At 62.0% G+C, this 24,125-nt stretch carries 16 protein-coding genes; 5 read left to right on the forward strand and 11 right to left on the reverse strand.

From position 1 onward, the window contains the following. Nucleotides 1-62: 62 nt before the first annotated feature. The 4 genes from AC5RUQ_RS06830 to glf are packed head-to-tail and all read right to left on the reverse strand — an operon-like array spanning nt 63 to nt 4,865. The gene (locus AC5RUQ_RS06830) at nt 63-818 is read right to left on the reverse strand and encodes an ABC transporter ATP-binding protein (RefSeq protein WP_493946612.1); all 756 of its coding nucleotides are present in this window, start codon (nt 816-818) and stop codon (nt 63-65) included. 1 nt (nt 819) lies between these two features. Continuing rightward, nucleotides 820-1,689: an ABC transporter permease gene (locus AC5RUQ_RS06835; protein WP_493946613.1), complete on the reverse strand. Its 870-nt coding sequence runs from the start codon at nt 1,687-1,689 to the stop codon at nt 820-822. Continuing rightward, entirely contained in the window at nt 1,690-3,681 is a 1,992-nt protein-coding gene (locus AC5RUQ_RS06840) for a glycosyltransferase (protein ID WP_493946614.1), read from the reverse strand. It lies immediately after the preceding gene. Then, entirely contained in the window at nt 3,678-4,865 is a 1,188-nt protein-coding gene (gene glf / locus AC5RUQ_RS06845) for a UDP-galactopyranose mutase (RefSeq protein ID WP_493946615.1), read from the reverse strand. Before glf ends, AC5RUQ_RS06840 begins: the two co-directional genes overlap by 4 nt. Before the next feature lie 258 nt (nt 4,866-5,123). On the opposite strand from glf, the gene AC5RUQ_RS06850 reads away from it, so the two are divergent. Next, on the forward strand, nt 5,124-9,275 hold the full coding sequence (locus AC5RUQ_RS06850; RefSeq protein ID WP_493946616.1) for a type VII secretion EssC family protein: 4,152 nt from the start codon (nt 5,124-5,126) through the stop codon (nt 9,273-9,275). 96 nt (nt 9,276-9,371) lie between these two features. On the opposite strand, the gene AC5RUQ_RS06855 is transcribed toward AC5RUQ_RS06850, so the two are convergent. Continuing rightward, nucleotides 9,372-9,746, reverse strand: a complete 375-nt coding sequence (locus tag AC5RUQ_RS06855) for a hypothetical protein (RefSeq protein ID WP_493947178.1) — start codon at nt 9,744-9,746, stop codon at nt 9,372-9,374. 339 nt (nt 9,747-10,085) lie between these two features. Between AC5RUQ_RS06855 and AC5RUQ_RS06860 the strand changes: the two genes are divergently transcribed. Then, nucleotides 10,086-10,334, forward strand: a complete 249-nt coding sequence (locus tag AC5RUQ_RS06860) for a WhiB family transcriptional regulator (protein ID WP_015937605.1) — start codon at nt 10,086-10,088, stop codon at nt 10,332-10,334. Between the two features lie 86 nt (nt 10,335-10,420). Here the strand turns inward: AC5RUQ_RS06860 and AC5RUQ_RS06865 are convergent, their stop codons facing one another. From AC5RUQ_RS06865 to AC5RUQ_RS06880, 4 genes are read right to left on the reverse strand one after another with little or no spacing between them, the layout of a single operon-like run. Continuing rightward, the gene (locus AC5RUQ_RS06865; RefSeq protein ID WP_163162323.1) at nt 10,421-11,887 is read right to left on the reverse strand and encodes a sensor histidine kinase; all 1,467 of its coding nucleotides are present in this window, start codon (nt 11,885-11,887) and stop codon (nt 10,421-10,423) included. A gap of 28 nt (nt 11,888-11,915) precedes the next feature. Further along, a complete protein-coding gene (locus tag AC5RUQ_RS06870) occupies nt 11,916-16,769 on the reverse strand; it encodes an NAD-glutamate dehydrogenase (protein ID WP_493946617.1) in 4,854 nt (1,617 codons plus the stop codon). Between the two features lie 58 nt (nt 16,770-16,827). Further along, the gene (locus AC5RUQ_RS06875) at nt 16,828-18,135 is read right to left on the reverse strand and encodes a CpaE/TadZ family protein (protein WP_493946618.1); all 1,308 of its coding nucleotides are present in this window, start codon (nt 18,133-18,135) and stop codon (nt 16,828-16,830) included. After that, nucleotides 18,132-18,776, reverse strand: coding sequence for a hypothetical protein (locus AC5RUQ_RS06880; protein WP_493946619.1), 645 nt, complete (start codon nt 18,774-18,776; stop codon nt 18,132-18,134). The genes AC5RUQ_RS06875 and AC5RUQ_RS06880 overlap by 4 nt, the downstream gene beginning before the upstream one ends. Before the next feature lie 157 nt (nt 18,777-18,933). Between AC5RUQ_RS06880 and AC5RUQ_RS06885 the strand changes: the two genes are divergently transcribed. Continuing rightward, entirely contained in the window at nt 18,934-19,149 is a 216-nt protein-coding gene (locus AC5RUQ_RS06885; RefSeq protein WP_045729765.1) for a helix-turn-helix domain-containing protein, read from the forward strand. Nucleotides 19,150-19,209: 60 nt separating this feature from the next. Here the strand turns inward: AC5RUQ_RS06885 and AC5RUQ_RS06890 are convergent, their stop codons facing one another. Beyond that, the gene (locus tag AC5RUQ_RS06890; protein WP_493946620.1) at nt 19,210-19,779 is read right to left on the reverse strand and encodes a hypothetical protein; all 570 of its coding nucleotides are present in this window, start codon (nt 19,777-19,779) and stop codon (nt 19,210-19,212) included. A gap of 138 nt (nt 19,780-19,917) precedes the next feature. Between AC5RUQ_RS06890 and AC5RUQ_RS06895 the strand changes: the two genes are divergently transcribed. Both AC5RUQ_RS06895 and AC5RUQ_RS06900 read left to right on the forward strand, forming a co-directional pair. Next, on the forward strand, nt 19,918-20,685 hold the full coding sequence (locus AC5RUQ_RS06895; protein ID WP_493946621.1) for a LysM peptidoglycan-binding domain-containing protein: 768 nt from the start codon (nt 19,918-19,920) through the stop codon (nt 20,683-20,685). Between the two features lie 183 nt (nt 20,686-20,868). After that, nucleotides 20,869-21,234, forward strand: a complete 366-nt coding sequence (locus AC5RUQ_RS06900) for an Rv3235 family protein (protein ID WP_493946622.1) — start codon at nt 20,869-20,871, stop codon at nt 21,232-21,234. Nucleotides 21,235-21,358: 124 nt separating this feature from the next. On the opposite strand, the gene secA is transcribed toward AC5RUQ_RS06900, so the two are convergent. Further along, nucleotides 21,359-24,097 carry a preprotein translocase subunit SecA gene (secA, locus tag AC5RUQ_RS06905; RefSeq protein WP_493946623.1) on the reverse strand — a complete coding sequence of 913 codons (2,739 nt, stop codon included), beginning with the start codon at nt 24,095-24,097 and terminating at the stop codon, nt 21,359-21,361. Nucleotides 24,098-24,125: the final 28 nt, after the last annotated feature.

Raw genomic sequence — 24,125 nt, forward strand, 5'->3', positions numbered from 1 at the left:
AGATACTGATACTGAGGTGCCGGCCAGGAAACCTGGTAACGCTAATTCACCGGCGTCTGTTGCTAGGTCTCGGTGAGTGTCCGGCGGCGCAGTTCCGAAACCACGTCGTGCACATCCCCGTCCATAATGACTTGGCCGTGCTCCAGGAGGACGCCTCGTTCACAGACAGTTGCGACCAGGTCCAGATCATGGCTGACCACAAACAGGGTCTTGCCCAAATCGGCCAGTTCCTTGATTTTTGCGATGCACTTCCGTTGGAAGGGTTCGTCGCCGACAGCAAGAATTTCGTCGATCAGGAACACTTCCGGATCGGTGTGTACTGCAATGGAGAAAGCGAGGCGGAGATACATTCCAGACGAATAGAACTTGACTTCCGTGTCGATGAACTCGCCAATCTCCGAGAATTCGACTATCGAATCAAACATGCTATCGATCTGTTTCTCAGTCATCCCAAGAATGGCGCCATTGAGGTACACGTTGTCCCGCCCACTGAGGTCGTGATGGAACCCTGCACCCACTTCAATCAGTCCGGCCACCCGGCCCCGCGTCCGGACTGTCCCGCCGTCGGGCTGTAAAACACCGGAAATGAGCTTCAACAGTGTCGACTTTCCAGAGCCGTTCAGGCCCATAAGCGCCACAGTCTCCCCCTGTTTCACTTCAAGGGAGACATCCTTAAGGGCCAGGAACTTCTTGGACAGGTCCCCCTTGCGGCCCTTAACAAGCCACACAAGGGCTTCCTTCAATGACCGAGTATGGCGAAGAACAAACTGCTTCCTGAGGCCCACACAACTGATGGCCACGTTGCCGTGGGAAGTCATCTCAAAGCTCCTGTGCAAAATGGATGGCAAGGCGGCGGAACGTCAACTGGCCCAGGAACAGCACTGCCAAAGTCACCAGCATTGCTACGGGCAGCCAGACCGTCAGCAGATCGGGCGGCATTGTGTCGGCGACCAATTGATCCGCTTTCAAGGTGGGTTCCCAAAACGCCCAGTGGAAGACTTCGACGGCTACTGTCATGGGGTTCAGCTGATAGACCCAGAACCACGGTCCCATCACCCGTTCAACCATCGACCAGACGTACAGTACGGGAGAGGCCCAGGTCACGACCATCACGATCATATCCACAATGTTTTCGGAATCGCGGAAATATACGTTGACAGCACCGAACATCAGGCCCAACCCGGTGGCAAGAACAGCGACCATCCCGAAAATCAGGACCACGGCCGCCAGTTGCAGGATCGACGGCGTCCAGCCCACAACAAGACAGGCGCCAATCAGCACCAGAAGCTGCGGCAGGAAATGAGCAGCCGAAACCCACACAGTTGACACGGGAAACAGTTCCCGAGGGAGGTAGATCTTCCGAATCAGATCACGATTGTCCACGATTGAACGGGTTGCATTGGACAGCGACTCTGTGAAGAAGTTCACCAGGACAATGCCGGCAAAGAGATAAATAGCGTAGTTGGGAGTGCCGCGCTGGAGGTTTAGGAAGATGCCCAGTGCAATGAAATAGATGAGGAACTGCACCAACGGCTTGACGTAGGACCATAGAAGGCCCAATACCGAACCGCGGTAACGTACTTTGATTTCCTTGCGCACCAGCAGCTTGAGCAGGAACCTGTCCCCGTAGACGTCGAGAAGCCCTCGTCCGCTTCCAGGTTTTATCAGCTGGTCGGTTTGACCGGCCATCTAGGCGTCGTCCTTCGCATTCGCTTCAAACGTTTTTTTCCAGGCTTCGAAGGAGCTAATTTCCGGTACAGCCCGCCGATACTGGTCTGCGAGCTTGTCCCACTCGCGCAGTAGCTTGGCGTGCAGCAGTGTCGCTTCGGCGAGCATTGATTTAAGCTTCTTCGGGTCCCGCTGGTACCAGGAAGCACCTGTTCCTTCGGCGTTAGACACCACAACGCTGTCGTAGTGGGCCACCCGGAACCATCGGTTATCCCGGTGGGCCAGATATCCTTGAGGGCGCTCGGCGCTCTCCGGCCCGGGAGCTTTGATCAGCTGCCGGGCAACCGTCTTTATCCCCCAAGGAATCAGTTCCTTCTTGCTGGGCATCCCCACGACGGTACCCCCCATTGGTCCTCGGCCGATCTTCGGCGCAGGGAAGTCGTCCACGTCGTCCTTCAACTGAGCGTCCGGATACTCGGACTTCACCATGTTGATCTCCGGCAGCTTTGTGGCGAGGACTTTGTGAAGGCCTTCGGGCCCCTTGAGGAGGTCCCGGAGCGCTTCGATCCGCCCGTGCTCGGTGAAGTACTGCATGGACACAAGATGCTTCACATCGGCCTGAACTGACTCCCGCAAAACACGGCCACCCTTTGGATATGGACTGTGTATCAGCGTGGTGATCAGCCGGTTCCTCGCGTGGAAGTAGGCCTGCCAGCCCACCAGGTCATCCTTGTCAATCCAGGAAACGTGCCAAACGGCAGCACCTGGGAGGGACACGGTAGCAAACCCGGCCTCCCTCGCGCGAAGTCCATACTCGGCATCGTCCCACTTAATGAAGAGCGGAAGGGATAGGCCGATTTCCTTAATTACGGTTGTTGGGATCAGACACATCCACCACCCGTTGTAGTCCACATCCACGCGGCGGTGCAGCCAAGGGGTCTGGCGAAGATTCGTGACGCTGAAGTCGTGTCTGGTCTCCATATCCGCGTGCGGAAGCGCTGGCACGATTCGGAACGGATCCACAACCTCTCCGAAGGTATGCAGGACACTACGGTTATAGAGGTCGAACATATGGCCACCGACGATGGTCGGTTTACGGCAGTGGTCAGCGAAGGTCAACAGCCGGACAATGCTCTCAGGCTCAACGACGATGTCGTCATCGAGCAGAAGTACGTAGTCGCTGCCGTTTTCCACCGACTCATACATCCCGCGCGCGAATCCGCCTGATCCCCCGAGGTTGGCTTGGTTTATCACCCTTAGCTTGCCGCCCAGTGATTCCCTAACAGCTTCGAAGTGCTCCTGCTGTTCGACCTTCGTCGTTCCCTGGTCCACAATCAGAATCTCTTTGACGTTGTCCAACACGTCAAGGTTTTCCGCGAGGATTCGGGCGTTATTCAGGCAGAATTCAGGTTTATTCATGGTGGTGATCTGCAGCGTCACCTGGCCCTTCGGCCGGGAGCGGTCCAAGGCTTCCCAATGCCCGTGCTCCAGAACGAGATCGCCGGAACTTGCCGCCAAGTCAAACCAGTACCAGCCGCCGTCCCCGAACGGCTTCAGCGTCAGTTCGAAAATTGAGGTGGCGGTGCCGTCGACGTGTTTGCCATCAACGCGCTGCACAGAGCCGCGGGCGTTGGACTTGTAGACAGTAACGGTCCCGGTTCCTTTTGTCTGAACTACGAGGCGAACGTCGCGCACCGAGGTCCAGCGCCGCCAGTAACTTGCCGGGAACGCGTTGAAGTAAGTGCCAAAGGAGATCTGTTCACCTGAGCGGACACGCATCGAGTGACGGGACAAAAGGTCTTCGAAGTGCGCCTCGCGGCTCTCCGAGCTGGACATCTGCAGCTTGTCTTCAAGCAACTTGGGTGTACGGGCAAACTCATCGTTTTCACGAAGCCGGATTCCACTGGCGGATCCGGCATCCACATAGAGGGACACAGTGTCCGGCTGGTCGGGCGAAGGCAGGATGATGCGCTGAATTGGTGCCCAACGGGTGCTTTCTTCTTGCTCGCTCATGCGTCCACTCCTCCACTTTCAAGTTTCTCGCCGGCTTCGAAGTGCGGCCTGATTTTGTTGTCGAACATGCTGAGTGCAGAACCGATGGCCATATGCATATCCAGGTATTTGTACGTGCCCAGGCGGCCGCCGAAGAGGACATTCTTCTCGGTAGCAGCCAGATCGCGGTACTTGAGTAGACGTTCCCGGTCGGCGGACGTGTTGACCGGATAGTAGGGCTCGTCGCCCTTCTCTGCGAAGCGTGAGAATTCACGCATGATGACGGTCTTCTCCGTCTGGTAGTCGCGCTCCGGGTGGAAGTGGCGGGGTTCAATGACCCGGGTGTAGGGGACGTCGTCGTCGTTGTAATTCACAACTGACGTGCCCTGGAAGTCCTCGATATCGAGCACTTCTTCCTCGAAGTCAATGGTGCGCCACGAGAGGTCACCCTCTGCGTAGTCGAAGTAGCGGTCAACCGGACCGGTGTACACGACAGGGATAGTGCCCACGACCTTGTTCTTGCTGTACTCGTGCGATTCGTCAAAGAAATCGGTATTCAGCCGAACTTCGATATTCGGGTGTTCTGCCATCTTTTCGATCCATGCTGTGTAACCGTTGGTTGGCAGGCCCTCGTACTTGTCGTTGAAGTACCGGTTGTCGTAGTTGTAGCGCACGGGGAGCCGGGAGATGATGCCGGCGGGCAGGTCCTTGGGATCCGTCTGCCACTGCTTGCCCGTGTAGTGCTTGATAAAAGCTTCGTACAGCGGGCGGCCAATGAGTTGGATGCCCTTGTCGTTGAGGTTCTGCGGGTCGGTTCCGGCAAGCTCGCCAGCCTGTTCCTGGATGAGGTCGCGGGCCTGGCCTGGTGTGAGGTTGGCCCTGAAAAACTGGTTGATGGTGGCCAGATTAATCGGCAGGGAGTAGACCTCGCCCTTGTGCACGCCGTATACCTTGTGAACGTAGTTGGTGAAGGTAGTGAACCGGTTGACGTACTCCCACACACGCTCGTTGGACGTGTGGAACAGGTGGGCACCATAGCGGTGCACCTCGATACCTGTCTGTTCTTCCTTTTCGCTGTAAGCATTGCCGCCGATGTGGTGGCGGCGGTCGATGACGACGACCTTCAAGCCGAGCTCGGTAGCGGCCTGTTCTGCGATTGTCAGGCCAAAAAAGCCGGACCCTACGATGACGAGGTCAGCGGTCACAAAATCTCCAGTGTCGTATGCGGGCAGCACATTGTCGTCCAAAGTCTGCTGCTCTAGCCTACCCGAGGCACTGCGGCGCCCGTCGAATCAAGCGTTCATCCAGCCCGCCAGGAGGTTGCCAGGACCGCAATTGGCGCCGCAGTTTGTAGCGTTCCTCACTGCGAGCGCGCACCGCGTTGTCCACATACGGAAACTCGTTCAACCGGCGCGGCGTTCCGCTCACTAGCGTGGGTTGAAAGGCCGTGAGGATCTGTACCGATGAAACTCCATTGCACGCTCGTCCGCAGCCCGGGGTCCGGGCTGCAGGAATCACCACTCGAACTCACCATCAATGCGCCCGAAGGGACCACTGGCGAGGACATTCATGTCCAACTGATCCAGAATTTCGGGACAGGTCCGATCTCCATCCAGGGCAAAGACATCGATTCCATGAGCGTGGGAACCGCCCCACTGGTGAACGGTGCCGTCCTTGTGGATGGGGCTTGCCAACGCCACGCCCGGAAGGCACGACGACGGATGCCTGGTGAAGACGCCCAGCTCGCCCTGGCGGTGCACACGGGCGTCGGTGCGGGCACCGTGGTGCCCCTGCGACGAGGCTCCTACACCATCGGGCGGAGCGGAACCCGCATCGTGATCCCCGACCCCGAACTGTCCCGCGAGCACGCCCGCCTCGTTGTCGCCGAGACGGACATCATGATCATTGACCTCGACAGCGCCAACGGCATCCACGTCGACGGCAAACGGATCCGCAGCGCGGTCGTCTCCACTAAGTCAAGCATCCGGTGCGGCAACACGAGGATGTCGTTGGTTTTTATGGACCTGACTGACAAAACGCTGGCCGACGCCGGGACTCCCACCCACCAGCCCCTCACCGTCCCCGGCCGCACGGATACGGCCAACAGGGCTTGGCTCCTGTTGACGGCAGTTCTTCCCCTGCTGATCGGAATAGGACTCGCCGTGCTCACCGGCTTGTGGATGTTCCTCGCCTTTGCCGCCGTATCGGCGGTGTCTGTCCTTATCCCTCTCGCCTCAGATCGGCGGCAGCGCCGCGAGCTTGGAAAAGCCATCGCAGCCGCCGTGGAAGTAGACCGGGAACGACGACGACGGTCCGGCCCGTCCCTGGCGCTCCTGGCCATGGCTGTCAGTCAAAACCAGGGCACCACCGCTGTTTCCCCCGGCGAGGACGGGGTTTGGCTGCGCCTGGGGGAGGCTCCGCAGCCAGCCAATGTGAAAGTAGAGCCCGCCGCTTCGTTGGTGGGCCTTCCCTGCCTGGACGCGGTTCCCGTGACCTTGGACCCGGCAATGCCCACATCATTCCGCGGCTCTGACCACGTGGCTGACGGCATCATCCGATCCTTCCTGATGCAGTTGGCCGGCTACCCCAGGGGCCACGGCACACGAATCGTTCTTTGCGGCGAAGCAGCCCGCCTTCCTTTGGCTGCCCGGTACCTGCCGAGCGTCACTCTCACCACTTCTGCGGCCGACATACTGCCCATTCTTAGGGAGGGCTTCGGACGTGACTACCAACACGGCGTAATCCTGCTGCTGGCAACTTCCAACGCAGACGCAGAGGACGACCTCGGCACTATTGCCGAAAGTGCGGCGGCACTCGGTTGGCAGGTCCTCCGGTTTTCGACTGAAGAAAGCACCGGGACCTGCGATGTGGAACTTACCGAGCGAACATCACTCCTGCGGCTCGCGGCCGGCGACGTTGCATTCGTCCCGGATTTGGCACGCGAAGACGTATTCCTGAGTTTCTGCCGACAGCTCGCCGTCCATCCGGAGCGGCGGGATAACAAGGAGGCGGCTGTCCCCCGAGCGTGTTCCCTCCCGGAGGTGCTGTCGCTCTCTCCGCACCACACTGCTGCCCGATGGAAAGCCAGCACCCGAAACCACGGCCTGCACATTCCGCTAGGGCTCAGCGCCACGGGAGTGCGTACCCTGGACCTTCAGGCCGACGGCCCCCACCTCCTGGTTGCCGGCACAACCGGCTCCGGAAAGTCTGAATTACTCCGGACCCTTACCTTGGCTTTGGCCCTCAGCCACCCGCCCGACCGGGTAAATTTCCTATTTGTCGATTTCAAAGGCGGCTCCGGGCTCGGTCCCCTCACGGAACTGGTCCACTGCGTCGGGTTGCTGACTGACTTGTCCACGCACGAACTCGAACGCACCCTTACTTCCCTTCGCACGGAAATCCGGCTGCGCGAGGAGGCTCTCGCTTCTGCGCGGGTCCCGGATCTCGCTGCCTACCGGTCCACCGGCGTTTCGCAGAACTTCCCCCTCCCCCATCTGGTCATCGTCATCGATGAGTTCCGCATGCTCGTGGATGATGCCCCGGAAGTGCTCCGCGAACTGCTGCGGATCGCGGCGATCGGGCGCTCCCTTGGAATTCATCTGGTCATGGCCACCCAACGGCCGCAGGGGGCACTCACGGCGGATATCCGGGCGAACGTCACCTCAAGCATTGCCCTGAGGGTGCAATCGGAGATGGAGTCCACAGACATCATCAGTTCCAAAGCGGCCGCCGGCATCAGCATTGACGCGCCGGGACGGGCCTTCCTGGCTCGCGGCATGGAGGCTCCCCAGGAATTCCAGACCGCATCCCTAGGTCCAATCCCTAGTGGTAGTTCCCGCCCTGCGGGTGCCGTTAAGGTGGAGCTCGCCGTGGACTGCCTTGCTTCAGCCGAGAGGGGCGGGCCTGGAAGTCGCCTCCCGGCCAGGCAAACACCTGCGCAGGCAGCAGCCCCACTGGTGAGTCTGGTCCGGGACCTGTGGTGTGAGCGGAAGGGACGGGCCCCGAGGCTGCCGGTTGCCCCTCCCCTCCCTTCGAACCTGCCAGCCCCTCCCGAGACCACTTCGGCATCTCCAGCAGGCAGCCACAGGAGCGCGCAATGGTCTCTTGAGCTCGGACTGGTGGATCTGCCGGAACAGCAAAGACTGGCGCCCCTTGTGTGGAATCCGCCCGCAGACGGTCACTTGGCCCTTATCGGCGCTCCGTCTTCCGGTGCCACCGAAGCACTCGAACTGGCTGTGATGCAGTTGCTCCTCAACCCGGTCGAAGCACACGGCTACATCCTGGATGCGGGGGGTACTTTCCTGGCTTTGGCCACACACCCCGCCATTGGCGCACATGCCGGCCTGCATGAGCTGCGACGGGCCGTCCGCGTACTCGAGCGCCTCAAGCAGGAGTTGGCACGCCGGTTGGGCCAAGGTGGCGGGCATGGTGAGGTGCCCTTGGTACTCGTCATCTCCGGATGGGGTTCTTGGGTTTCGGCATTCCGGGCCGGGCCTTTGGCCTGGGCCGAAGATCTCGTCCAGGACCTGGTCCGTGATGGCGGGCAGGCAGGGATTATCGTGATTGCCGCCGGCGATCGTGAACTCGTCAGCTCCAGGGCACTGTCCGCATTTCCCAACCGGTTCTACTTCCCCACCGGTTCCAACGCGGACAGTCGAATTGCGTGGCCCCGAATGCCGGCCACTGCGGAGCTTAAGGGGCGCGCGGTGGTGTTCGGTCCGATGTCCGGAGCAGTGCCTGCCGTTTGCCAGCTGTACAACCACCAGCACTTGGATTCAAGGGCGGCGGCCTGCGTCCCTGAGACGGTTAAGGGGGTGAACGGCCCGGAAGGCATTGAGGGGGTGAACGCCCCGGAGAGCGGAGGGAGGTCGGAGATCCGGCTTTCCAAACTCCCCTTCCGCATCGATCAACTTCCCGCGTTGGTGCCAGCCTTGAAGATACGGGAAATGACACCTTCCGGTACAAGCGCACACGACTTGACGGAGCGGCGCAAACAACCACGCGCTCTGGGCAGCGCCAGGATGCAGGACATCCTCATTGGCATTGGCGGTGACGAACTTGAGCCAACCTCCTGCCGGCTTCAGGCGGCAGCGGTGTTCACTGTCCTGGGGGGACCGGGCACCGGGAAAAGCAACTTCTTACGCGCCCTGCCGCTCATGAATCTCAAAGGCCGCCCGTGGCTCTATCCCAGAGATGGCACGGACCTCCGCCGCTTCTGGGGGCGATCGCTCGCCACAGCGGCAGCAGATGAAACACGAAAGGGTACGGTAGCACTGGTCGATGACGCCGACCTTCTCCCCGCCGAAGCCATCCGGGACTTGTCGGAATTCAATGCCCTGGGGCACCCAGTGGTCCTCACGGCGACCTACAGCCCTATGCTCCTGCAACGCGTGCCGCTGGTCATGTCCTCCCGTTCGGCGGGCACCGGACTCCTGCTTGCACCCCGTTCCCTGTCTGACGGTGATGTCTTCGGAGTCCGGTTCGAGGTGGAAGCCAGTGCACCACCGGGCAGGGGAATCCTCGTCTCGCAAGGCCTCGCGCGGAGCATCCAGGTGGGCTGGGCCGGGCCCGGGCCTGGAGCAGGAGCCGGGCCCGGAACCGAGGCCGAGGCCTGATGAGCCGGAGCAACTACAGCCCGCAGCTGCGGCGAACCGAGGTCAAGTGGAATTGAGGAGCAGTGGCCAGACCAGAAAAGGTACCCGGCGCGGCATTCAGAGAGCCGGTGTCGCGCTTCCGGTGCGGGATGCGAAACTGATGACTTTGTTGTGGAACAGCAGCACTATGGCGGTGACCGCAGGGACCAGCATCACCGTTCCAGCCAGAAGAAGACCACCAGTCAGCGTAGGAAATCCGATGGTCAAAACGAACAATTGAGCCACCAGCGCGGCAGCCCTGGTCCACCGGTAACCCCGGCAAAGAAACACTGCCACCGAATAGAGCCAGGCCGAAAAAGCCAGGAGCAGCGCAAGGGTGAACACTGCCCCCCAGAAGGAAAGAACCGGGCTGCCCGCTGCCAACTGGTAGCCGTACCAGGCAGCGGCCGTCAGCAGGGCTGTCGCCTCCGCCGCCACAATAAGCGCCACCACGAAGACAGCTGCCGGCCGTGCCGGGCGGGTGCCTCCCGCCGGCTGCTCCTCGTTTGGGCCTTCTGACGGGTTCGGCGGGTCAATGGGGTTCACAGGGGGTCTTGACACACTGGCACCCTACCGGACATAGTCGGACAGTGGTGAGGGCCAGTACCGCCACTGTGACGTATCGCTCAGCGTTCCCGGGATTTCAAGCCTTATTACCCCTTGTTTACACAGCGTTAACATGACAGGCTTGACTCAGATGACCAACGGGGCCCTGCCGGGCCCCTTTCCTTTGTAGCTACTAGTGAATAATTTCACAAGGAGCTCTTCCCAGAAATGGAGCAACTGATCAGCATGGATTGGCGTAACCGCGCAGCGTGCCTCGAAAAGGACCCGGAACTGTTCTTCCCCGTAGGGAACACAGGCCCGGCGCTCCTGCAGATTGAGGAAGCGAAAAGCGTCTGCCGTCGGTGCCCGGTAGTGGACACCTGCCTGCAGTGGGCCCTCGAGTCCGGCCAGGATGCCGGTGTCTGGGGCGGCATGAGCGAGGACGAGCGCCGTGCCCTGAAGCGCCGGGCAGCGCGCGCCCGCCGGGCTTCCTGATTCCACTAGGCACGTAGGCATAAGCTAAAACACCCAAAGGCCCTGGCCGCAACCTGCAAGGTTGCCGCCAGGGCCTTTTTGGTGCCCTACTTGGCGGCCAGGCTGAGCCGGATCTGAACGGCGGTACCGCCGCCCTCACGCGGCTGCCACTGGATGGTGCCGCCGAGTTCGCTGGTCACCAGGGTGCGCACGATCTGCAGCCCCAGGCCCTCAACGTGGGGCGTGTCGGGCAGGCCCACACCGTCGTCGGCAATGGTGACGGTGAGCTCTTCGCCGTCGTCCCCTTCGGAGCGGTCAGCCAGCAGCCATACGGTGCCGGTACGCCCCTCAAGGCCATGCTCAACGGCGTTTGTGACCAGTTCATTGATGACCAGCGCCAGCGGAGTGGCGAAGTCGCTGGGAAGTTCGCCGAACAAACCGGAGCGCTCGGTCCTGACCTGCTGCGATGGCGAGGCTACTTCTGCGGACAGCCGGAACTGCCGCCCAATCAGCTCGTCGAAGTCCACGCTCTGCGTCAGGCCCTGGGACAGGGTTTCGTGGACCAGCGCGATGGTGGCCACGCGCCGCATCGCCTGCTCGAGTCCCTGTTTCGCCTCGTCGCTGACCATGCGCCGGGATTGCATGCGCAACAGCGCTGCAACGGTCTGCAAATTGTTTTTGACCCGATGGTGGATTTCGCGGATGGTGGCGTCCTTGGTCACGAGCTCCATCTCGCGCCGCCGCAGTTCGGACACATCGCGGCAAAGGACCAGCGCGCCGAAGCGCTGCTGCTCATCACGCAGCGGGATCGCCCGCAGGGACAGGCTCACCCCACGGGATTCAATCTCGCTGCGCCAGGGCATACGGCCCGTGACCACCAGGGGCAAGGTCTCGTCCACCATGCGGCGGTCCTTGAGCAGGCTCGCAGTAACCTCGGCCAGCGAGCGGCCCTCCAGGGATTCCCCGTCGCCGAGGCGCCGGAAAGCCGAGACTCCGTTGGGGCTGGCGTACTGGACGATGCCCTCGGCATCAAGCCTGATCAAGCCGTCCCCCACACGGGGGGCGCCGCGGCGGGACCCCGTGGGAGAGGCGAAGTCAGGCCACAACCCAAGGGTGCCCATCCGCAGCAGGTCATAAGCGCACTGCCGGTACGTAAGCTCCAGCCGGGACGGCATCCGCGAGCTCGACAGGTCCATGTGCGTAGTAACAACGGCCAGGGTTCGGCCGTTCCGGACCATCGGTACCGCCTCGACCCGCAACGCCATGTCACTGCTCCAGTTGGTTTCGCTGGAACGCTCGATGGAGCGGCTGTTCCAGGCCTTGTCCACGAGGGGCTGAAGATCCGAGCGGATAGGTTCGCCCACGAAGTCACCGTGGAACACCGTATGCGTGGTGGAGGGCCGGACATGCGCCAGCGCCACGTACCCGTGGTCCGGGTGGGGGAACCAGAGCGCCAGGTCCGCGAACGCCAGGTCCGCGACCATTTGCCAGTCCCCCACCAGGAGGTGCAGCCATTCGGCATCCCCCGGCCCGAAATCAGCATGTTCCCTGATAGGGTCCGTAAAGATTGCCACTGCACCTCCATTTGCGACGCCGGACTCGCTAGCGTCGAACGATTGACCTCAAGAGCCTCAATGCTACCGACAGTGAGGCCATGTCGTCGGCCTCGAGGGCATTGACCTCATCAAACATGCTCTTCGCCCTGCCCAACTGCTCGGCGTTCCGGGCCTCCCAATCCTTCAGCCGCGCCTCCGGCGAGTCCGCAGCATCGGTAGCGTCCAGCACCGCCGTCGTCATGTCGGAGATGGTGGAATACAGGTCATCGCGCAGCGCCGCCCTGGCCAGTGCCTGCCACCGGTCCTGCCGCGGCAGGCTGCTGATCCGCTCCAGCAGGGAGTCCGCGTGGAACCGGTTGAAGACGGTGTAGTAGACGGCCGCAATTTCCTCTACGGGATCCTTCCGGACGCGGGCGATCTTTGCGATGTCCAGCAGGACAAAGCTCTCGAAGAGCTCCGCCCACCGCAGTGCCAGTCCTTCCGGCAGCTCCCAGTCGCGCGCTTTCTCCAGCCAGCCGGCAACCCTGTCCCGGTCATCGCCGCGCAGGTAGTCGAGCAGGCGGGCCCGCATGGGATCCATGAGTGGCTTGAATTCAGCCACGACGTCGGCAATCGGCCGGGAGACGCTGCCCTGCCCCAGCAGCCACCGGACAGCCCGGTCGAGCAACCGCCGGATGTCAAGGTGGACAGTGCTCCAGTGCTCGGTGGGGAACGACGCCGGCAGGCTGTTCAGTTCCTCGACCATCACGTCGAGTTCGTAAACCTCCCTCAGGGCAACGAACGCTTTGGCGACAGCCACTTCCGAGGCCGACGTTTCTTCCATGGTCCGGAAAGCGAACGTAATGCCGCCCATGTTGATCATGTCGTTAGCCACAATGGTTGCGATAATTTCGCGCCGCAGCGGATGGGTGTCCAGCTCCGCGTCAAACCGTTCACGCAGCTGCTCAGGGAAGTAGGCCCGCAGCGTCTTCCTGAACCAGGGGTCGTCAGCGAGGTCGCTGTCGCGCAGTGCGGACGTCAGCTCGATCTTGGCGTAGGCCGCCAGAACGGACAGCTCCGGGGAAGTCAGGCCCTGGCCCTGCTGCAGCCGCTCCCTCAGCACCTCCGTGGTGGGAAGCGCCTCCAGATCACGGTTCAGGTCAGCCTTCTTTTCCAGCCAGTCCATCAGCCGTTCATAGCTCGGGCTCCACTCGGCCACGCGGGTCCGGTCATTCAGCAGCAGGATGTTCTGGTCGATGTTGTCTTCGAGCACCAGCCGGCCCACCTCATCGGTCATCGATGCAAGGAATCCTGCGCGCTCTTCGGCACTCAGCTTCCCGGCCGCAACCATCCGGTCCACAAAGATCTTGATGTTGACTTCGTGGTCGGAGCAGTCAACTCCGGCAGAGTTGTCGATGGCATCGGTGTTGAGGATAACCCCCTGCAAAGCAGCTTCGATGCGGCCGCGCTGCGTCATGCCCAGGTTTCCGCCCTCGCCCACCACCTTGACGCGCAGGTCCCTGCCGTCAACGCGGATGGCGTCGTTGGCTTTGTCCCCCACGGAAGCGTTGGACTCGGTGCTCGCCTTGACGTAGGTTCCGATGCCGCCGTTGTAGAGGAGGTCTGCCGGAGCCAACAGGATTGCACGCAGGAGTTCCGGCGGGCTGAGTTCCGTTGTTTCGGCGGGCAGCCCCAGGGCGGCGCGTACCTGGGCGGAAACGGGTATCGATTTTGCCTGGCGGGGGAAGACTCCGCCGCCTTCGCTGATGAGGGACTTGTTGTAGTCGTCCCACGATGACCTCGGCAGCTCGAACAACCGCTGCCGCTCCACGAAGGAGGTTTCTTCGTCCGGGTTGGGGTCCAGGAAGATGTGGCGGTGATCGAAGGCTGCGAGAAGCCGGATGTGGCGCGAGAGGAGCATGCCGTTGCCGAACACGTCGCCGGACATATCACCCACTCCCACCACAGTGAACGGCTCGGTCTGCGTGTCCAAGTCAAGCTCGCTGAAGTGACGCTTCACGGATTCCCAGGCGCCCCGGGCGGTGATGCCCATCGCCTTGTGGTCGTACCCCACGGACCCGCCGGAAGCGAACGCGTCACCCAGCCAGAACCCATATTCCTTGGCCAGCCCGTTCGCGATGTCGGAGAAAGTCGCGGTTCCCTTGTCGGCCGCCACCACGAGGTAGGAATCGTCGTCGTCGTGCCTGATAACGTCCGACGGCGGCACCAGCCTTTCGCCGTCACCCTCCGTGACGAGGTTGTCAGTGATGTCAAGGAGGCCGCGGATAAAGGTCTTGTAGCTTTCGACGCCTTCAGCCATCCAGGCGGATCGGTCAACTGTGGGGTCGGGAAGCTGCTTGGCGAAGAAGCCGCCCTTGGCCCCGGTGGGCACGATGACGGCGTTCTTTACAGTCTGTGCTTTCACCAGGCCCAGGACTTCGGTGCGGAAATCCTCGCGGCGGTCGGACCAGCGCAGCCCGCCGCGGGCAACCTTGCCGAAGCGGAGGTGGACACCCTCGACTCGGGGTGCATAGACCCAGATTTCGAACATGGGACGGGGGAAAGGCAGCCCCTCAATCCGGGCCGGATCGAGTTTGAAGCTGAGGTGGGGCTTGTCCTGGTAGAAGTTGGTCCGGAGCGTGGACTCGATCAGGTTCAGGAAGGTCCGCAGTACCCTGTCGGCGTCGAGCGTGGCCACCTTTTCGATGGCCGCTGCAAGTTCTTCACGCACGGAAGTTTGCGCCTCCAGGCGAGCTTCAACGTTGAGGGAAGGATCAAAGCGGGCGGCGAAGAGCGCACTCAGTCCCTTGGTCACTTCCGGATTCGCCAGCAGGGTGTCCGCCATAAAACCGAAGGAGTTGGCATTGCCCATCTGGCGCATGTAGCGGGCGTAGGCGCGCAGCACCGTTATCTGGCGCCACTGCAGACCCTCGCGCAAAACCAGCCGGTCAAATGCATCGGATTCAGCGGCACCGGTAACAGCAGCGGAGAAGGAATCAGCCAGCAACTGGCCCGTCGACACGGGATCGACTCCCGCCGGGTACTTCAACCCCAGGTCATAGAGGAAGAAATCCCTTCGATCGGCAGTTTCGATCTCGAACGGCCGCTCGTCCAGCACCTCCAGGCCAAGGTTATGGAAGAAGGGCAGGATCTGGCTCAGGCTCTTGGGCTCCAGCATGTAGAGCTTGACGCGGGCGTCTTCCTCCAGCGTTGCCCCCGCCCCCTCCGGGAGGTAGACATGCACGCCTGGCCGTTCCTGCTTGGCGCCGGCAGTGCGCTCCGCCGCCGCGCCGTATTTCTCGAAGCGGGCGATGTCTTCAAGGGCATCCTCAACTTCGTAATCCACGCGGTAGCTCGCCGGGAAGGCCTCCGACCAGATGGCTGCGAGCTCCTTGGCCTCTGCAACGTCCCGCCCTTCACGCAGGACTTCCGCGATGCCTTCGCTCCACGAGCGGGCGGCACGCACCAGCCGTTTTTCCAATTCCTCGGCGTTGACGTTGCTGACGTCGGCACCCTTGGGCAGGCGGATACGGAAGAACAGCCGGGCGAGCGCCGACTCGGTCATGCGTGCCTCATAGTCGATGGACACTGCCTGGAACGTCTCGCGCAGTTCCTGCTCGATGCGGAGCCGGACGTTGGTGGTGTACCTGTCCCTGGGAAGGTAGACGACGGCGGACATAAACCGGCCGTAGATGTCAGGCCGCAGGAAGAGTCTGGTGCGCCTGCGCTCCTGCAGCTTTTGGATGCCAAGTGCGGTGGCAGCGAGGTCCGCAACCTCAATTTGGAAGAGTTCATCCCTCGGATAGGTCTCCAGGATGCCGAGCAGGTCCTTTCCGGAGTGGGAATCCGGCGGGAAACCCGCGCTGCTCAGGACCGCGTCGACCTTTTCCCGGACGATGGGGATGTTACGGACGGAACCGGTGTACGCGCTGGTGGCAAAGAGGCCGATGAAGCGCCGCTCCCCATTGACGTTGCCTGCTGAGTCGAAACTCTTGATCCCGATGTAGTCGAGGTAGGCCGACCGGTGGACGGTGGAGCGGGAGTTCGCCTTGGTAATGACGAGGGCGCGCTTTTCGCGTGCTTTTTTCCGGCCTGTGTCCGTGAGGTGCTGGATGTGCGGGGAGTCGGCGGCTGCGCGCAGCAGTCCCAGGCCGCTGTCTTCACGCAGTTCCAGGACATCTTCCCCGCCCACGTTGACCAGGTCGTATTCGCGGTAGCCGAGGAAGGTGAAGTTTCCGTCGTCAAGCCAGTGAAGGAGGTCCTGAGCCTGCCTGAGCTCAGCGATCTGCGCCGGGTTTGCGACCTTGTCCAGGCTCTCGGCGATCTGTAGCGCCTTTTGGCGCATATGGGGCCAGTCTTCAACCGCAGCCCGGACGTCGCTCAGTACCCGCTGCAGGCCTTCCAGCAGTGCTGCTTTGGCTTCGTCGGATACGCGGTTTATTTCGACGGCGATCCATGACTCCATATGCGAGGAGTTTTCGCCCTGGGCTATGAGGTGGGACAGGTTGGGCATGGCAGCGGTGTCGCCGCTGGAGATTCCGAGGTGGGAGGGGACCTTGTTGACCTTTACCAGGGCCCCGGTTTCCTTGTTGCGGGTGGCCACAAAAAGGGGGTGGACCACCAGCCTGATGGCTGCGTGCTGCCGGACCAGTTCAGCGTTGACAGAGTCAACGAGGAAGGGCATGTCGTCGGTAACCACGAAGACCACGCTGCTGTCTTCCTCATCGACAATGGAAATGTTTGCATGGCCCGGTTTCCGCGCCGACGCGACGTCCCGGTGCGCTTCCGCTCGTGCGGTCAGTACGTCTCCCGGATAACTCCGCGCGTCCTCTTCGGCTAGGTGCTGATAGTAGTCCCCGATAAAGCCCTCATGGCCTTCGATCGAAAGGGGCTGATCCTCCACGCTGGATCCAGACGACATCGACACACGCCTCCATCACAAAAAGTCTCGCTGCTTCCTTGCAGCTCTTACGGCGAGCCTAGTCTTTTAGTTTGCGCCGTGCTGTGGAAGAAAACACAGAGGTTTTCAGTTTTTGCTGGACGGGTGCACAAACAAGTCCTGCAATGGCTCTGCGGAGGGGCGAATCGGGTGCCACTTCCAGCAGGAGGGACCCTCCCAGCAGTGCTCCGTCTGCCGCCGCGCTGTCCTCCGGAAGGAAAGCCTTAAGTTCCGACGCCGGCCCGAACCTTTCCCACGCGTCCCGCAACTGCCGTTCGGGACCCCTGCCGACAGAGGAGGCCCGGACTCTGTTCATCACGACGATGGGTGCCGCCTGTGGAACGGCTGTCTCGAGCTCGGCCAAACCCCGTACGAGCCTTGGCACTCCGACAGGATCCGCGGCACCGACAGCGTAAACAGTGTCAGCGAGTTCCAGGGAGCGCAGCGTGGCCGCGTTTCTGCGGGGGGCCATGGTGTCAAAGCTCAGCTCCTCGTCAGCCTCAAGGCAGAATCCGGTGTCCACGACAACCACCTCGGCAATCTGTTTCGCTCGTTCCAGGACGATGGAAAGGGCGGATGCCCGGAGCTCCGTCCACCGGTCTGCGCGGGTAATTCCGGTGAGGACCCGGAAAGAACCGAGCTTCGTGGCGATCGGTGTGGCCACCCTCCTCAGCGCGTCTGCGTCCAGCAGCCCCTGGTCAGCTAGCCTGCACGCCTGTGCCAGGCCGGCAGACTCATCCATCAGGCCCAGCACAGCGGCTATGCTCGCACCATAACTGTCGGCGTCGACGAGGATAACGGACTTTCCTTCGGCGGCCAGTTCGCCGGCGATGTTCGCCGCAACGACAGTCCGTCCCGGCGCCCCGGCAGGGCCCCACACCGCGATGATCCGCCCCGGCCCTGGCTCCTCGTGGCTGTTAAGTGGTTCCGCCGGTACTGGGCTAGGGGCAGCGCCAGTGTCAGCGGCACTGCTCGAGTGGGCGCCCCGGGGTCTGCCATCGGTCACTTGGGCCACTGCCTCCGCAATCCTGTCTGACAGAACCGCCGATTCCACGCCGGTCAGGGCGGAAGCCACTCCTATCCTCTGCAGTCTTGCGGCTTCATCAGCCGAATCGGTCAACGCAATGACGGCCACACCAACCGCTCCAAGCCGGTCAACCAGTGAAGAGGTCAGGCCCTCGGAGCCCTCGGCAACAACCGCGGCCCTCGCCAGTCCACTTTGGCACGCGGCCAGCAATTCGGGCAGTTCCGCGCATCTTCGGACCACTGTGACAGGTCCGTGCAGGCGCTCCAGCCCGCCGACCAGATCCTCACGGCTCTGCCCGACCGTGACGACGGGAATACTCATCGGGCACCGCCACCGGGATTCCACACTACCGAGATCTTGGCTTCATTCGCTTGTGCTCCAAGCAAGCCGGGCATCTGGTTATCATCCACCAGCACCATCAACACCGTGTTCCGCGACGACCCCAGGGCTGTGGAGCCGGCCGTTACTTCCGCGATTTCAGCGCCCGGGAGGAGAAGTTTCGGTTCGCTGAAGCCGTTGCGGGCATCTGGCTGGGCAACCCATACATCGACCCTGGCGCCTGCCACGGCCTGCGCGGGAAGGGGCTCCCCGATGGTTAAGGCAACTGGCTTGCGGTCCAGTTCGTCCACTGCGCCGAGGCTTGCCCTGGGAACGAGTTGGTCCTTGCCGATCCTTTGTACTGCAACCACGTTCTCCGGCAGTCCTGACTCGGCGGTAATGTATTGCGCTTCCGTCTCGCCCAGCCTGACCTTGGCCCGGACGACGTTCTCCGGCGTGAGCTTTTCGCCCACCGCTATGCCGTCGCGGGCCGCGTAGACCTCCGTAGTCCGGTCGGCACTCCCCACCAGGAAGACGACGCCAGCCACGGATGCCAGTACAAGGAGAACACCCATCAGCAAGCGCGGGTCCTTCCATGAAGGCCGTTTCAGCCTTGCCGCCGTGGCAGATGACTCAGGAACCATTACCGTTTCTCCCCCTATACGGACCGGGACTGCCCGCTGTGTCCCGACTCCTCCTCATTGTTGCGGCACTGACGCAGGAACAAAAGCCAAAAGTCCAAATAGGGCCAAATTGTGGATAAAAGCAGCAAAGTGCCAATACCGGTGGCAAAATGGATATATGCCCAGATTTCTTACACTCGCAGACGTCGCCGAGCAGCTTCAGATTAATTCTCCGGCTGCCTACGCGCTGGTCCGGAGCGGTGAGCTCAAGGCTATCCAGGTTGGCGGCCGGGGCCAGTGGCGGGTGGAAGAAAAGATGCTTGAGCAGTACATCGAGGAACGGTACGCCGAAGCAAGCCGCATGATCCAGGAATCGAAGTCGAAGTCAGTCTGACCTCTCCCCCTCACTCGGCTCTCCGGCTTCACGTGCCGCTCCAGCCTGGAGCGCCAGCCCCTAGAGCTCAGTGGTCCGCCGTGACCTGATCGCAGCCAGCGCAGTGAAGGGAATGGTTGCGATCTGATTCACGTGCTGGCCTCGGCGCACCTCGCCTGGAGTAAGGACAGCAAGGTCGACGTAGTCCTTTCCCACCCGGTCGATGACTCCTGCAAGGCGGACCACTCCGCCGGCGTTCCCAATGATGACCGACAGTTCGGCGCGGTCCCGGGCCAGCCCGCGCAGAGCATGAGCCAGCCCGATCCCCCGGCGCACAGAGGACGTTTCAGCCAGTGACAGCCGGCCCAGGCCAACATAGCGCACCGCTGACGCGTACGGAATGAGTAGCTGGTGCTGTCCTTCATCCAGCACCAATGCCTCCCCGCCGACGTGTGAGAGCGTGCCGGAAAAAGATTCCCCCGCGGCCAGGTAGACCGTTAGCCTGCAGCCCAGAACTGCCCGCAACCGGTCGGCCAGTTCCAGACCCACCATTTCCGCCCGCGCCCGCTCATTGACTTCGGCGTCAAGGGCCAGCCGGTCCGCCTCCGCAAATTGGCTTTCGAGGTCAGTAAAGAGTGCATCCCAGCGCATCCGGCCAGCGTAGGGCCTGGGCCGTACGAGGTCAACGAATGAGGATTTTTCTCTCCACCGTCTGGACAAAGCGAGATAGCGCCCTCAAACTGACTGTATCAATATCAAACAGCATCAAACTTCATCAAAAGGAATCCAATGACCCAATCAGCAGAATCCGCGCGAGCCACCGACGCCATCAGCGCGACAGCTGTGCTGCTGCTGGGCGTCGTTCTTTATGCTGCGGGTTCCGGGATTCTGGAGCAATGGCAGCGCTCCGCCGCCCGGCAGCAGGGGCTCCACCCGGAGCACCTGCTTGGCGCAGGCGCGGCGGCCGGCGGAGCCGTCCTGGTTGGCTGGTGGTGCCTTGCATTTGTCTTCGCGGGAGCCACCGCTCTTCTGGAGCGCAACGGCAGGACCCGCGCGGCAGCAGTGACCCGGAAGCTGTCCCCGGCACTAATGCAGCGGCTCGTTCTTGCTGCGCTTTCGGTTCAGCTGATGTCCGGTCCGGCTGCACATGCAAACACGATGCTGCCCGGACCGGAGTGGACACCCACGCAGGACCGGGTTGCAGCCGCTGCAAGCGCCGAACCGCTGTCAGTGACGCTACGTTCGGAGAACCCCGCAACTCCCCCATCGGACATCGACCCAGGCTGGCAGCCGGCTGCTCCGGTGGCCAGCCCGGGGCTGCTGGCTGCTCCCGCAGTACGCGCAGTCGAGGAGGCGAAAGCCGAAACCGGCGCCGTGGCTGTCCTGGCGGGAGACACACTGTGGGACATCACCGCGCAGGCGATGGGACCAGGAGCCTCGGACGTGGAGATCGCCATGCAGTGGCCTCGGTGGTACGCGGCCAACCGCGCCATCATCGGGCAGAATCCCGACGTGCTGCTCCCAGGACAAATACTTCAGCCGCCCTCCGCAGCCTAGCGCCGGACCGCCTTCAAGCAATCCATAACTTCAGCCACCAGCAAGGGGAAAGCAATGACCGCAGCGATACCTATTCGAGCCGTCGAAACGCCAGGAAGGGCGGGGAATCCGACAATCCGGCAGATTCCACCACAGGCGCCGGCCAGGATTTCCCCACCCGGCCAGGCCGCGACGCCTCCAGTCTTGCGCCCGGCCGATGAGTTGTCGGAGGTGCGTGCGGTCACCCGCGGCACAGTCCAGGCTGCCATGGAAGTACTCGCGGGTATCCGCCCCGTCCACCAGCTGGCACGGCGGCTTGATCCCCGCTGCCTCGCAGCCTTGCAGCACCGCGCCTGCCTGATCCGGCGCGAAATCACCCGGACGGGCAACCCCGCCTTGGCTCGGCTGCATCGGAATTCCATCGTCCGCTCGGTCCGCGTTTGCGAAGTGGCGGAAGGCATTTATGAAGCCAGCGCCGTTGTGGTGGATGATGTCCGCGCCCGGGCTGTGGCCATCCGGCTGGAGCGTGGCAAGCAGGTATGGCGGGTGACTGAGCTTGTCATCGGTTGAGGGGCTTACAGCAAAGAGCCGAGCGGTATCGTGCTAATGAAAATTGATGCCAAACGCGACCAGGGCCGGGAAACGATGTCCCGGCCCTGCCCTTCATTCAACTATCAGTTTCTCGCGACGAGAGTCAGCGCTTTTTCTTTTTCGCAGATCGCTTTGCTGCATCCTGGGCCGCAGCCTTGGCGGGATTTCCTGAGCGGCCGGAGGACCGGGTTTCCACCCGGGTCTGGGTGCCGCCATCCTCGCGGGGAGCAGTGTACTGCAGCTGGGCAGGTTGGGCCGGCGCTTCCAGTCCGGCGGCCCGCACCTGTGGCTCAACGTGCTCGGTGTGTCCACCTTCATCGTCAGCCACTACGACATCCCGGGCAGGAGTGACTTCCACTTCGAGGTTGTAAAGGAAGCCCACGCTTTCCTCCCGGATGGCCTCCATCATGCTTTGGAACAGGGTAAAGCCCTCACGCTGGTACTCGACAAGAGGGTCACGCTGGGCCATCGCGCGCAGGCCGATCCCCTCCTTGAGGTAGTCCATCTCGTAAAGGTGTTCCTGCCACTTGCGTCCAATCACTGACAGGACAACGCGGCGTTCCAGCTCGCGCATGCTTTCGGAACCGATAGTCTCTTCCCTCGCCTGGTAGACCAACCGGGCATCGGACAGCAGCTCCTCTTTCAGGAACTCAACCGTAAGCCTGGACTTGCCACCGGCTTCCTCGATGATCTCGTCGGCCGTGACGCTGACCGGGTACAACGTCTTGAGGTTGGTCCAGAGCAGGTTGAAGTCCCAGTCGTCGCCGTTGCCCTCCGCTGTGGCAGCATCAATGAGGGCTGTGATGGTGTCCTCAATAAAGAACTGCACCTTTTCGTGCAGGTCATCGCCTTCAAGGATCCGGCGCCGGTCACCATAGATGGCCTCGCGCTGGCGGTTGAGGACATCGTCGTACTTCAGGACGTTCTTGCGCTGTTCGGCGTTGCGGCCCTCCACCTGGCCCTGCGCCGAAGCGATGGCACGGGAGACGAGCTTTGATTCCAGCGCGACATCGTCCGGGACCGAACTGTTCATCAGGCGCTCCGCGGCACCGGAGTTGAAGAGCCGCATGAGGTCGTCAGTCAGTGAAAGGTAGAAACGGGACTCACCGGGGTCGCCCTGGCGGCCGGAACGGCCGCGCAGCTGGTTGTCGATGCGGCGCGATTCGTGCCGTTCGGTACCCAGCACGTATAGGCCGCCCAGGTTCAGAACTTCCTCGTGCTCGTCCTTGACGGACTGCTTGGCAGCTTCAAGCGCGGCAGGCCAGGCGGATTCGTATTCCTCGGAGTTCTCTTCCGGATCAAGACCCCGCTTCGCCAGCTCCGCCACAGCAGTGAATTCAGCATTGCCGCCGAGCATGATGTCCGTACCGCGGCCGGCCATGTTGGTTGCCACGGTGACGGCACCCTTCCGGCCGGCCTGCGCCACGATGGCTGCTTCCCGTGCGTGGTTCTTCGCGTTCAGGACTTCGTGGCGGATTCCTTCCTTGGCAAGGAGCCGGGACAGGTATTCGCTCTTTTCCACGCTCGTGGTGCCCACCAGGACCGGCTGGCCCTTTTCGTGCCGTTCGGCAATATCCTTCACGACGGCGTCGAACTTGACCGCCTCGTTCTTGAAGACCAGGTCCGACTGGTCGATCCGCTGCATGTCGCGGTTGGTGGGAATGGCAACCACACCGAGCTTGTAGGTCCCCATGAATTCCGCTGCCTCGGTCTCGGCAGTTCCGGTCATCCCTGAGAGTTTGCCGTACATACGGAAGTAGTTCTGCAGCGTTACGGTGGCCAGGGTCTGGTTCTCCGCCTTGATCTCCACGCCTTCTTTGGCCTCGATGGCCTGGTGCATGCCTTCGTTGTAGCGGCGGCCGGCAAGGATACGGCCGGTGTGCTCATCAACGATCAGGACCTCGCCGTCGAGAATGACGTAGTCCTTGTCCCGCTTGAACAGTTCCTTGGCCTTGATCGCGTTGTTGAGGAACCCGATAAGGGGCGTGTTCGCGGATTCGTAAAGGTTCTGGATGCCGAGGTAGTCCTCGACCTTTTCGATGCCGCTTTCCAGGACACCGACTGTGCGCTTCTTTTCGTCGACTTCGTAGTCCTTCTCAGGCTGGAGCCGCAGGACCACCTTGGCGAATTCGCTGTACCAGCGGTTGGTGTCACCCTGGGCGGGACCGGAAATGATGAGCGGGGTACGGGCTTCATCGATCAGGATGGAGTCCACTTCGTCAACGATGGCGAAGTTGTGCCCGCGCTGGACCAGTTCCGATTTGTCCCAGGCCATGTTGTCGCGGAGGTAGTCGAAGCCGAACTCGTTGTTGGTGCCGTAGGTGATGTCCGAGGCGTACTGGTGGCGCCGCACTGCCGGATCCTGGTTCGCGAGGATACAGCCGCTGGTCAGGCCGAGGAAACGGTAGACGCGGCCCATGAGGTCGGACTGGTATTCGGCCAGGTAGTCGTTGACGGTGATAACGTGAACGCCTTTGCCGGTGAGCGCATTGAGGTAGGCAGGAGCAGTTGCCACCAGGGTCTTGCCTTCACCGGTCTTCATTTCCGCGATGTTGCCCAGGTGCAGGGCTGCGCCGCCCATCAGCTGAACGTCGAAGTGGCGCATGCCCAAGGTCCGTGAGGCCGCTTCCCGGACCGCGGCAAAGGCTTCGGGAAGCAGGTCATCAAGCTTCTCCCCATCCTGGTGGCGTTCGCGCAGCCGGTCCGTTTCCTCACGGAGTTCGGCATCCGTGAAAGTCTTGAACGAATCTTCCAGGGCGTTGATGGAGTCGGCATAGTTCCGCAGTTGCCGGAGCGTTTTCTTGTCACCGGTGCGGAGAAGTTTTTCGATAAGTGATGCCACGTGAAGATGCTCCCAGTCTTATGCCGCC

The organism is Arthrobacter sp. MDT2-3 (genome assembly GCF_059090465.1).